The sequence below is a fragment of the Candidatus Nitrotoga fabula genome (assembly GCF_905221025.1).
GTDB classification, from domain to species: Bacteria; Pseudomonadota; Gammaproteobacteria; order Burkholderiales; family Gallionellaceae; genus Nitrotoga; species Nitrotoga fabula.
In genome coordinates, this window is the sequence record NZ_CAJNBL010000042.1 from 14251 (window position 1) to 26597 (window position 12347).

General features: G+C 52.8%; 5 protein-coding genes. 3 read left to right on the top strand and 2 right to left on the bottom strand.

All coding sequences use genetic code 11. The annotated features are described in order from the left end of the window. The first annotated feature begins 378 nt into the window (after positions 1-378). The 3 genes from recC to recD are packed head-to-tail and all read left to right on the top strand — an operon-like array spanning position 379 to position 9724. The gene (gene recC, locus KJA68_RS09760) at positions 379-3915 is read left to right on the top strand and encodes an exodeoxyribonuclease V subunit gamma (RefSeq protein ID WP_213036750.1); all 3537 of its coding nucleotides are present in this window, start codon (positions 379-381) and stop codon (positions 3913-3915) included. Next, positions 3912-7652, top strand: a complete 3741-nt coding sequence (recB, locus tag KJA68_RS09765; protein ID WP_213036751.1) for an exodeoxyribonuclease V subunit beta — start codon at positions 3912-3914, stop codon at positions 7650-7652. Before recC ends, recB begins: the two co-directional genes overlap by 4 nt. Continuing rightward, complete coding sequence (recD, locus tag KJA68_RS09770; protein ID WP_213036752.1) at positions 7649-9724, top strand: exodeoxyribonuclease V subunit alpha; 2076 nt, start codon at positions 7649-7651, stop codon at positions 9722-9724. Before recB ends, recD begins: the two co-directional genes overlap by 4 nt. A 131-nt stretch (positions 9725-9855) precedes the next feature. On the opposite strand, the gene KJA68_RS09775 is transcribed toward recD, so the two are convergent. Then, the gene (locus tag KJA68_RS09775; protein WP_213036753.1) at positions 9856-10995 is read right to left on the bottom strand and encodes a YbdK family carboxylate-amine ligase; all 1140 of its coding nucleotides are present in this window, start codon (positions 10993-10995) and stop codon (positions 9856-9858) included. After that, positions 10985-12184: a cation:proton antiporter gene (locus tag KJA68_RS09780; protein WP_213036754.1), complete on the bottom strand. Its 1200-nt coding sequence runs from the start codon at positions 12182-12184 to the stop codon at positions 10985-10987. Before KJA68_RS09780 ends, KJA68_RS09775 begins: the two co-directional genes overlap by 11 nt. Positions 12185-12347 lie beyond the last annotated feature (163 nt).

Sequence of the window (12347 nt, forward strand, 5' to 3'; positions counted from 1 at the left end):
CAATATTAAAATAACGCCCGGCAGATTCAAGTTTGAAGTGCAATTTTGAGCAACGCAGGTCAGGTGGGCAGAATGCGGTAGCATCTGAGCCTTTTTGACCAGCCAATCGAAATTACAAAGATGAACTACCATTCCTAACCCGAAAAGAACGATACCAGATATACGCCTTGAAAAAATCCGGACACACACAAAGCAAGTTCGCCAACATCATCGACCGAGAGTTGGCTCGTAGCTGTTGGTCGCGCGGCTATCGTTCCAGGTGGCATTTATGGTATCTCTCTGCCCAGATGCAGAACTGCACTTCTGCAACAGTATTGGGATTGCCACGTTTTCATCCTTCGCTTGAAACACGGTTCACATATACTTAAGATGTATAAAATGCACCTGAGCAATAATCAACTCACGCCGGGGTTCATGATCATTCATGGCAATCAACCCGAACTCCTTTGCCAGCTTCTTGTCAGCTGGATCCGCGCATATCCCCTGGAACCACTGGAAAATGAAACCATTCTTGTTCAGAGCAACGGAATCGCACAATGGCTGAAACTAGCCTTCGCCACCGACAGCTCCAGTCAAAATATCGAAGGATGCGGCATTTCCGCTGCAGTGGAGACTATCCTTCCCTCTCGCTTCGTCTGGAAAGCTTATCGTGCTCTTCTTGGCAAGGATTGCATCCCTGATTCATCCGCCTATGATAAGCCACTGCTTCTCTGGCGCCTGATGCGAATACTGCCAGAACTGATCCCAGAAAAAGAATTCGGTCCGCTCGCCCGTTTCCTCAGCGATGATCCGGATTGCAGGAAACGCTATCAGCTGGCTGAGCGCATCGCCGACCTCTTTGACCAGTATCAGGTTTATCGCGCTGACTGGCTGGCCGCTTGGGCCTCTGGAGGGAATATCACCATCAATGAACGTGGGAACTCTTCCATCATCTCCCAAGAACAGGCCTGGCAGCCTTTGTTATGGCGCAGGCTGATTCATGATATCGGTGAGTCAGGCATTACAAGCCGCGCCGCCATTCATCAGCGCTTCCTTGCAGCCGCATCTGACGGAATTTCGCGTGACCGGCCTGCCAGCCTTCCACGCCGGATAATCGTTTTCGGGCTTTCCTCACTTCCCAGCCAGTCGCTAGAGGTGCTTTCCGCCATTTCACGCTGGAGTCAAGTCTTGCTTTTTGTGCATAACCCTTGTGAGCACTACTGGGCCAATATCATTTCCGAACAGGAACTGGTTCAAAGCGCAAAAAAACGTCACGCTGAAAAACCCGGGATGCCCGCCTCACCGAGGCATGAGGAACTGTATCTGCATGCGCATCCTTTACTGGCTGCCTGGGGCAGGCAAGGAAAAGATTACATTTCGCTGCTGGACAAACTGGATGACACCAGTGCCTACCGTCGGCTGTTTGAAGAAGCCGGCCAGCGCATCGACCTGTTCGAGCCACATAGCAACACCACTCTTTTGAATCAGCTGCAAAACGATATCCTGCAGCTTCGTTCCCCTGCTGAAACAAGGAAACTGTGGCCCGCAGTAAACCCTTTACAAGATCAGTCCATCCTCTTTCATATTGCCCATAGCCCCCAACGCGAAGTCGAGATACTTCAGGATCAATTGCTTGCCGCCTTCGATGCTGACCCTTCGCTAAAGCCAAGAGATATTATCGTAATGGTACCGGACATCAATGTCTTCGGACCCCATATTCAGGCTGTATTCGGGCAAATCGAGGAATCCGACACCCGCCACCTTCCATTCTCGATCGTTGACCTGGGCAGACGCCACCACAATCCGCTACTGAACGCGGTGGAGTTTTTGCTCGGCCTGAATGAATCCAGACTCGGGGTCAGCGACATTATGGATTTCCTGGGAGTATCTGCCGTCCGCACGCGTTTTGGCATCAATGAAACCGATCTTCCCCAACTTCATCAATGGATACGTGATGCAAACATCCGATGGGGGTTAGACGGACAGCAGCGCCAGAATCTGGGCGTTGAGTTTGCTTATGACCAGAATACATGGAAATTTGGCATTAAACGCATGCTGCTCGGCTACGCCGCAGGCGGCGACCCCACAGGGCGAACCCGAAACGATTGGAACCACATCGAACCATACACAGACATTGCCGGACTGGATGGAAAATTACTCGGCTCTCTTGTCAGCCTCATTTCCCGCATTGAATCCCTGATTCAGATTTTTTCTGAACCAGCAACTGCTCCCGTATGGGTAGATCGCATGCAAAACCTGCTGCTCGATTTTTTTGACTGCTCCAGCACTGAAGAAGCCTATCTGCTACTCCAGCTACAAACGACCTTGGATAATTGGGTAAAGGCATGCCAGAGCGCATGCTTCAATGAATTGCTGCCTTTGTCCATTGTTCGTGAGCATTGGCTGGCGCAAATTGACCAGGAAAAACTATCCCAGCGCTTCTTCGATGGAAAGCTTACCTTTGCAACCCTGATGCCCATGCGTGCCATACCCTTCCGGATGGTCTGCCTGCTTGGCATGAATGATGTCGACTACCCGAGGAATCTGGTTCCGATGGATTTTGACCTGATGGCAAAGGACTACCGGCCGGGTGACCGCTCCCGGCGCGAGGATGACCGCTATTTGTTCCTGGAAGCCATACTGTCTGCAAGAAACCGTCTGCATATCAGTTGGGTCGGTCATAGTATCCATGATAATACGGAACGCCCCCCTTCCGTACTTGTCAGCCAGTTACGTGACCACATCGCAGCCTGCTGGACAGTCGACGAGCAAGCCATCCCCGTAAAAAGACTGATCGACTGCCTTACGGTCAAGCACAAGCTGCAACCATTCAGCAGTGAGTATTTTGGCATTCAGGAAAGAGACTCTCCCTTGTTCACCTACGCCAGGGAATGGGAACCAGATTGGCAAAAGAAAAAGCCCGTCTCCCCCATGGAACACCCCCCCCTGCCGTTCCCTGTTTTCGATGAGCCCGTGTCTCTTGCCCGACTGATCCATTTCCTTAAGGATCCGGTGAAAACCTTCTTCCGTGACCGGTTGGGCATTTATTACGAAATGAATAAGTTGACAAGCGAAGACCAAGAGCCGTTTGCAATCGACGCCCTTGCCGAGTGGAGCATTCAGGATGAACTGATCCGGACACGCGAGGATGCCCTGTTCCAGGGGCTGCCCCAGGACAAAGCGATCGAAGCACAACTGCGTCGGATCAAGCGCAGGGGCTGCCTTCCCCCCGGAAATATTAGCGAACTGCTGGAAACCCGGTTCCTCGCCCCCCTGGAGGAAATGTTTGCCCAGTATCAGAAAGAACTTGACAGATGGCCAAACCCGCTACAGAACAAGCCCGTAGAATTCAAACACATTTTTTCCGGCCAGACCATAGAATTCAGTGACTGGGTCACCCATATCCGAATGAATTCATCTGAAAACCGCTGCCGCATTCAACTCAGTAGCAGCAATCTGATCATGAATCAGAAATATCGTTATGACAAACTCATCCCTGCATGGGTTGCCCATCTGGCAGGACATCTGGATGATCGCCCGCTGACGACAGTGCTGATTGGCAAAAATGGCAGGATAACGCTCCGTCCCCTTAAGCCGGACGCAGCAAGAAAAAGCTTTACCCAACTCCTTGAAGCTTATGCAACCGGGCTGTGCTACCCGCTTCCGTTCGCCCCACTTACATCTCTGGCCTGGCTACAAAACCAAGGTGAAGAGTTTTCCAGCCCCATTCCGGGATCCATAAATCCTGCACTTATCCATACCGTCAGAAGAATTTATGAGGGACACAACAGCACCAATTCCGGGGAATCCGCGGGTAACCCTTATCTGCAGCGCGCTTATCCTACTTTTGATACCCTATGGTCAGGTGGAGAATTTACCTGCTGGTCTCATTCCCTTATGAGTGGATTAATCCACGTTTGCGAAAATCCACCATGACTCAATTGATCACCCCGCTGGAACCACTCACTTTCCCTCTCACAGGCAGCCATCTGATCGAAGCCAGCGCAGGCACCGGAAAAACATTTACCATCACGGCCCTGTATGTCCGTCTCGTTCTTGGTCACGGCAATGCCAGCGGTGTAGAAAAAACCTTTGCAAATGCCCGACCGCTCACGCCGCCGGAAATTCTGGTGGTAACGTTCACGGACGCTGCAACCCGGGATTTGCGTAGCCGAATACGCACACGGCTTGCCGAAGCGGCGGAATATTTCCGCAAAAATCCGGACAACACCCCCAATCTCCCGAAGGGTCAGGATTTTCTGCATGACCTTCGCGCCGACTTTTCACCGGATTCCTGGGCAGGCTGTGCATACAAGCTGCAGCTCGCTTCCGAATGGATGGATGAATCCGCAGTATCCACCATTCATGGCTGGTGCAACCGCATGCTGCGCGAACATGCCTTTGACAGCCAGAGCCTGTTTACCCGATCCATGGAAACGGATCAGGCCGAGCTTCTCGCAGAAACGGTACGCGATTACTGGCGCAACCATTATTATCCACTGAGTACCCAGGATATCGCCCAGGTAACCGCCTATTGGCCCGATCCGCCTGCACTGGAAAAGAAAGTCCTCCCCCTGCTGAAACATGTCAACCTTCTTCCCTCGGCGGAAGCGCCGGAACAGATTTTGCAACAAACGCGAACATCCATGACCATCACCCTTGGAACCTTAAAGGAACCCTGGAATAACTGGACAGATGAACTGGAAATACTCTTTCAAAATGCCACAGACAAAAAACGGATCAATCTCAAAAAATTCAGGGAGCAATACTACAAACCCTGGCTGGCCAAGATTCGGGACTGGGCCGGCTCTCCAGAACAGAAAGCCCTGGACATCGGCAAAGGATGGGAACGCCTTACCCCGGAAGGCATGGCGGAAATATGGATAGATGGCCCTCCACCCGTACACCCAGCTTTCGAGAACCTACCCAGACTGCAGAAAGCCCTGAATAATCTTCCCGATGCATACGAAAATCTGCTGACCCATGCGACACACTGGGTTTCATCCCGCTTCTCGGCAACACAAAAAAAACGCGCACTCATGGGTTTTGATGACCTGCTGACCGATCTGGATGCTGCACTGGCAAGTGAAAACGGCGAACGCCTCGCCAGAATGATCCGCACACAGTTTCCGGTCGCGCTGATCGATGAGTTCCAGGATACCGATCCGGTTCAGTACCGGATATTCGACCAGATTTATGAAATCGCGAAAAACCGCAGTGATTGCGCACTGATTCTGATCGGGGACCCGAAACAGGCAATCTACGCTTTTCGAGGTGCAGACGTCCATACTTACCTGAAGGCAAGAAAAAGCGTACAGGAGCGCCTTTACAGCCTGGGCACCAATTACCGTTCCACGAAAGACATGGTCAGCGCAAGCAACCGCTGTTTTGAATTCATCGAATCACAGGAAACCGGAAACGGAGCTTTCCTCTTTCGGGATGGTGAGCATAATCCTGTTCCATTCCATCCAGTCCGGGCAAAAGGACGTGATGACCGGTTTCTGATAAACAACCAGGTCATCCCGGCACTGACCGCAGCAATTCCTTCCCCCGCTGACAACCAGCTGTCTTCCATCGGAGCCTATCTCGATACCTTTTCGGAAATTTGCGCCACACGGATTGTAAACTGGCTCAACCTCGCCCAGTCCGGCCGAGCCGGATTTTCCGGGACATCCGGGTCATTTATTCCGCTCCGTCCAGGGGATATTGCAATCCTTGTCAATAACGGGAAGGAAGCCATGGCAATCCGTCAGTCCCTGGGAAGACGGGGGATACACAGCGTATATCTTTCCGACAGGGACTCCGTCTATCAAAGTCCGCAGGCTACCGAAATCCATCGCTGGTTAAGCGCCTGTGCCGAACCGGACAACGACCGCCTGCTGCGCGCAGCGCTTTCCACTGAAACTCTAGGCCTGTCTTTTGCCGATATTGAAGAACTGAATCAGGATGAAAACGCATGGGAAAACCGGGTCATCCAGTTCATGAATTACCGAAAAATCTGGCAGCTTCAGGGAGTGCTGCCCATGCTTCGCCGCATCCTCCTTGATTTCGGTTGCAATGAACGGCTGCTGGACAATTATACCAGCCCGAGCGGCATCAATGGCGAGCGTATCCTTACGGACCTGCTGCATCTGGCTGAACTATTGCAGCAGGCAAGCCACACCCTGGAAGGGGAACATACCCTGGTCCGATTTCTGGAAGATCAATGCGATTTCCCCGCAGGAGAAGCAGAAAACAGGAAGGTCCGGCTTGAAAGTGACGCCAATCTGGTTCAGGTCATCACCATACACAAAGCAAAAGGCCTCGAATACCCGGTTGTATTCCTGCCATTTATCTGCACAACCCGCATCATCAAACAGGATGACTCACCCCTCAAATGGCATGATGAAAATGGCAATCTGCAAATTTCCCTCAAAGCGAATACAAAATTGCTTGAGCAGGCCGAACGCAACCGCCTGGCTGAAGATGTGCGCAAGGTATATGTTGCCATCACACGCGCCAGGCATGCCGTCTGGATGGGGCTTGCCCCGGTCGTTCAACTCCATTCCAGCGCCATCGGACACTTGCTGGGACTCGACCCCTCCGGCTCATCCGAGCTTCTGGCCGCAGTCGAAAATCTTGCAAGGGACACCCCCTCCATTGCATTGGAAATTTCACCTCAAGCCAGCAATATCCGTTTTGCATCCGTCCCGACTACAGGTCACACCATCGTCGCCCGCATACCCGTTCGTTCCCCAAAGGAAAACTGGTGGATAAGCAGTTATTCAGGACTGCATATTACCCGGAAAACCTTGACAACCTATCCCCAGCCAGCGATCAGCGACGACTCTGCACAGACAGAAAACCTGATGGAAAAACTCTCCGATCTTCTCTTACCAGATTCACCGGAAATCCTTGGAACTGAACCCATGCACCGATTTTTCAAGGGCGCCGGACCGGGTACCTTTCTGCATGAAATCCTCGAGTGGATGGCAGGGTATGGATTCGCTGCAATTCTTGAAAATCCCGCTGCACTCAAAGAAACAATCCTCCGCCGCTGCAAAATGCACAAATGGGAATCCTGGGTCCAATCCCTGGAAGAATGGATGAAAGCCTTGCTGGAAACACCTCTCCTACCCGAAAGCACTACCAGACAAGGACACCATGGCTCCGGCAACCTTCGCCTCCGTGATCTGAAAAACTACCGGACTGAAATGGAATTCTGGTTTGAAACCCGCAATGTTGATCTGAATCACCTGGACCGCATAGTCACCACCTACACCCTGGGCAACCGGAACCGGCCCGCGCTGCTGCCTGAAAAAATCAACGGAATACTCAAGGGCTTCATGGATCTCGTGTTCGAACATGAAGGAAAATATTTCATAGCAGACTACAAATCAAACTGGCTTGGTACCAGGAACGATGCCTATAGTGTGGAAGCAATGGACGAAGCGGTTCGAGACCACCGCTATGACCTGCAGTACAGCCTCTATTTGTTCGCGCTGCACCGCCTGCTGCAATCCCGTCTGCCAGACTATGACTACAACCGCCATGTAGGCGGTGTCATTTACCTGTTCATGCGGGGAATTTCCGCACCCTCCGCCGGAATCCATTTCGAACGTCCACCCGCACAGCTGATGATCGAACTTGACCTGCTGTTTCGCGGGGTCACGGACCGAGGAACATCATTATGAACACCTGCTTACGTTCAGGCTTGCCATTGACAGCAGAGGATCTGCTGCAACTGCTGGAATCCTGGGTCGAGAAAAATTGGCTGCGCGAAATCGATCTGGCCCTCGCACGCTTTTTCTGGAATGAGGCTCCTGATGCCGATCCACTCCTGCTGCTAGGCACTGCACTGGCCAGCCATCAACTCGGTCGCGGCCATGTCTGCATTGATCTGCAACAGCTGCTAGACGACCCGTATATGACGCTTTCCCTACCGCCGGAGAACAATAGCAACCTGCCATGGGAGACCCTGACCACGCCTTCCGAAATTCTGTCGGACATCACTTGGCAGCACTGGTGCAAGAAACTACGCCACCCTTCCCTCGTTTCGGAAAGTGCAGGCAATACCCCACTGGTCTTTTCCGGCGGACGTCTATATCTGCGACGCTACTGGCAATACGAGCGTAGCCTGGAGACAGAAATCGGTCGCCGCCTTGCACAAACGGAAGCCATTGAAAAAAGCTTGCCCACCGAAGAATTGAAACAATTGCTTTCCCTGCTTTTCCCACAATCTGCGGAATGCAACGATGGCCCAGAAAAAACCGACTGGCAGAAAATTGCCTGTGCACTTGCCGCGCGTAACGCCTTCAGCATGATTACCGGCGGCCCAGGTACCGGAAAAACCACAACCGTCGTCCGTCTCCTGGCCCTCCTCCAGAGCGTGACGCCCAAAACGAATGGCAATTCGCACCCCCTGAGAATCTGCCTCGCCGCACCAACCGGCAAGGCGGCCGCACGCCTCCGGGAATCCATCAGCAGCGCCATCCACCAGCTGCCATCCAACCTGTTCGGACAGCAAGAACTTCGGGATGCCATCCCGTCCAAAGTCATCACACTGCATCGGCTACTCGGAAGCCGCCCGGACAGCCGCATGTTCCGCCACAATGCACGCAATTCGCTTGCGTTGGATGTACTGATCGTGGATGAAGCTTCGATGATGGACCTGGAAATGATGGCAGCAGTCATGTCAGCTCTGCCCGACCATGCCCGCCTGGTTCTTTTGGGCGACAAGGACCAACTGGCATCCGTCGAAGCTGGCTCGATGCTGGGTGAACTGTGCCGTCACGCGCACGAGGGTCATTATACGAAAGCAACGCTTTCGTGGCTGCATAACGTCACCGGAGAAAAAATCGACACCCATCTTTCCGACCCGGAAGGAACTCCTCTGAACCAAAGTACCGTAATGCTCCGCCACAGCCATCGGTTCTCCTCCGCGAGCGGCATAGGCCGACTTGCCGAAGCAGTCAACTCCGGTGATCCAAAGCAGATCGAACATGTCTGGGATACAGGTTATCCTGACCTGCAGAAACATGACCTGAAAACGCTGCTCGACCCAACCCTGGATTCATTGATCCTTGGATGCGCTCAGCCAGATAGCAGCACTGCCCAGCAGCAAGGTTACGCTCATTATCTGCAGGTAATGTCAACCAGCCACCCTGCCATGGACGCCAATCTTTCCGAATACGACGAATGGGCACGGAGGGTGACCCGTGCATACGGCCGGTTTCAGATATTGTGCGCACTTCGCAACGGGCCATATGGAGTGTTCGGACTTAACCAGCGCATCCAGGAATCGCTTGCACGAAACGGGCTGATCAACCTGTCCTCCAACTGGTACCATGGTCGCCCAGTTCTGGTAACCCGCAATAATTACCAGCTCGGGCTGATGAACGGCGATATCGGCATCACGCTTCGCTACCCGCAGCGCGACAAAAACAATGGCGAAATCCGTTGGGTCACACGCGTGGCGTTCCCAAAAAGCGAGGGGACAAACGGCACTCACTGGGTACTTCCGGGCAGGCTGTCATCTGTCGAGACCGTCTATGCCATGACTGTCCACAAATCACAGGGATCAGAATTCGATCACGCCGTTCTTCTTCTGCCGCCCCGCGTCGGCCCAGTGATCACCCGTGAACTTGTCTACACCGGAATCACCCGGGCAAAAAAATGGTTTACTTTCGTAAGCACCGGAAACCCTCGAATCATGAGCGAGGCAGCTACACGCACCGTGCAGCGTTCCGGCGGGCTGTTTCTTTAAAGAGCTGCCCTGAAAAAATTCCTGGGGTAGGTCCATCCGTTGCCTGCGCAATAAAAGCTATGCCCATAGAATAAATAAATGAGCGCACCATCCAAATTGAATGAACATGTGAATCAGATGAACCGCAGAGCTCAGAAAACCGGACAGGAAGGCTTGCCACCGCGAAAAAACTGCAGTGCCGAATCCACCATGCCCTCCACGCTACCACGTTCCTGGTACTCCCGCCGCAAATAACCCGCATCGCTTCCTTTCTCTACAGTCTGGCGGATGCATTCAAGCGCCGCATCACAACGCAGAAAATCTGCCTGCGGCTGAACCCGCCTCAGGGTGGTCAGGATATCTTCGCGCAACGGTATCTGCTCATAGGATTTTGGGTGCACCACGGTCCCATCCAGGCCGAAACGGCAAGCCTGAAAGCGGTTATAGTTGTAAACAAGATAGTCATCTTCAGCCGGATCGGGTTCATTGTGCTCCAGCAGATACTTGCAAATAGACTGAAAATAACATGCCAGGGCAGCCGCATGTTCAACTGATAGCGGCGTATCGCAAACGCGCAACTCGATCGTCCCATACTCTGGCTTGGGCCGGATATCCCAATAAAAATCCTTCATGCTCCTGACGACCCCGGTATGCTCCATCTTGGAAAAATACTGATGCTCAAAATCCTCCCAGCGCAACAAGAATGGAGCCCGGCCGCTAAGAGGAAAGGCAAATACCGAATTCAGGCGCGCTGACTCGAACAGAGTATCATTACCCTGTACAAAAGGAGAAGATGCCGACAGCGCAATAAAATGCGGAACATAACGATTTAATGCGTGCAACAGAAAAAGTGCTTCATCCCCGCTAGTGCAACCGACGTGGACATGTTGCCCAAAAATGGTGAACTGCTTGGTCAGATATCCATACAGCATGGATACCTCCCTGAATCTGGGCCTTTTGAAAATACGACGTTCCGACCATAACTGAAAAGGGTGAGTGCCCCCGCCGCAGATCCCGAGATTGAGACGGTCTCCGGCACGCACCAGTGCATCACGCATTTCTATCAATTGCGCCAGCAGCGTTTCATACCCGGTATGAATACCGGTCGCAATTTCAATCATGCTTTCGGTAACTTCTGGGGTAACACTGCCAGGGAAGGGCTTGCGCGCCAGCAGTTCCAGCATATCCGGACTGGCTGCAGCCAAATCGAAATCACTCAGGCTGACCAGCTGCAATTCCAGCTCTACTCCAAGACTCAAAGCCTGCGAGGTTTTAAAAGGTTCAAGGGGCATGTTCGTACTCCCTGGATTCTGGAACTTCATGTGCCCAGATCAATGCACGCTGAATCAGGACCGGCGCAAAAATTTCCAGTGTCAGTGCCACTGCGGCCAGCGGGGCAAACTGGTCGACCAGGCTAATACCCAGATACCTTGTCTGTTCCATCACCAGGATCACAAAAGCAGAAAACGGAGTGGATGCCAGTCCGGTCAGAAATCCCTTGCGCCAGGAAATACCTCCGATACGAGCAAACAGAAGATTTCCGGCAATTTTTGCGATCTGCCGTACCGCTATGATTCCAAGCCCCAGGCCAATCCCTGCCAGCACCTGCTTCCATTCCAGCGTTGCAGCTATGAACACGAACAGCAGCACCGATAGCAGGTCGCCCAGCGCCCCGAACCCTCGCTGCGAAGAGCTCATTACGATGCGGCGATGGCGGGCGAATAGCCCAAAAGTCAGCGCAGCAAGCACCGGGGATAGCTTCAGGCTGTGCGCCAGCGCAACCACACAAATGACAGAAACCGTGAATGCAAGCGTGCTGTCCTGGCTTGTACGCTTACTATATCGCAGCAATCCGGGAATAGCGAAACCAAAAGCGACCCCCAGCATCACCGAGGCAGCCAGATCGAACAAGCTGCTGTAGCTTGCTTCCCACAGGCTTCCAGAGGTTCGAAAAACAACCAGCCCGACGACGATTTTGTAAACAAACACGGCCAGCACACAGTTCAGGGCAGAAAGATGCAACACCCGCTCGGTAACCTGCCCGGAACTGTTCTGCTCATTCACCACGCGGATCAGGGCAGCTGGAGAAGTTGCCATCGACAATGCGGCCAATAACAGTGCCGTCGATACCGGCAGGGCAAACCACCTGATTAAATAATATACCGCTGCAAATGTGAAGATTGCTTCTGCAAGGCTGGTCGCAATCATCCATGGATTGGCGCGCATCCAGCGCAAATTGATGCGATACCCGCACTCGAACAGAATCAGGCCAAATGCAATATTTGCCAGCAGCAACATCGTGGCAGACTGAAACTGGGGCAAAAATCCGGACTGCGATGGGGCCAGGACAAACCCGGCCAGCGCATAGGCGCAAATACGCGGAAGCCGGGTCCACATATGCCAGATTTCGCCGAAAAACCATGCAATCAGGATGGCAATGGGCCACCTTATGTCAGCCAGGACCAATGTTAAATCGATCATCGTAATCTATTGGTTTTCATGAATTTTCATCCTTACAGCCTATGCCGTCAAAATGCAGGAGCAAAAGGCATTCCTTCATGCCATCACCCATACAGGCAGAACTCGCACCTGCATTCATTCCTGCGACCGGCCAGTCTGCATGGATAAACGGCTTATGTAAGTC

Excerpts from the sequence above, each read along its gene's own strand:
- KJA68_RS09775 (WP_213036753.1), bottom strand. The coding sequence starts at position 10,995 with ATGCCCCTTGAACCTTTTAAAACCTCGCAGGCTTTGAGTCTTGGAGTA.
- KJA68_RS09780 (WP_213036754.1), bottom strand. The coding sequence starts at position 12,184 with ATGATCGATTTAACATTGGTCCTGGCTGACATAAGGTGGCCCATTGCC.
- recD (WP_213036752.1), top strand. The coding sequence starts at position 7,649 with ATGAACACCTGCTTACGTTCAGGCTTGCCATTGACAGCAGAGGATCTG.
- recB (WP_213036751.1), top strand. The coding sequence starts at position 3,912 with ATGACTCAATTGATCACCCCGCTGGAACCACTCACTTTCCCTCTCACA.
- recC (WP_213036750.1), top strand. The coding sequence starts at position 379 with ATGCACCTGAGCAATAATCAACTCACGCCGGGGTTCATGATCATTCAT.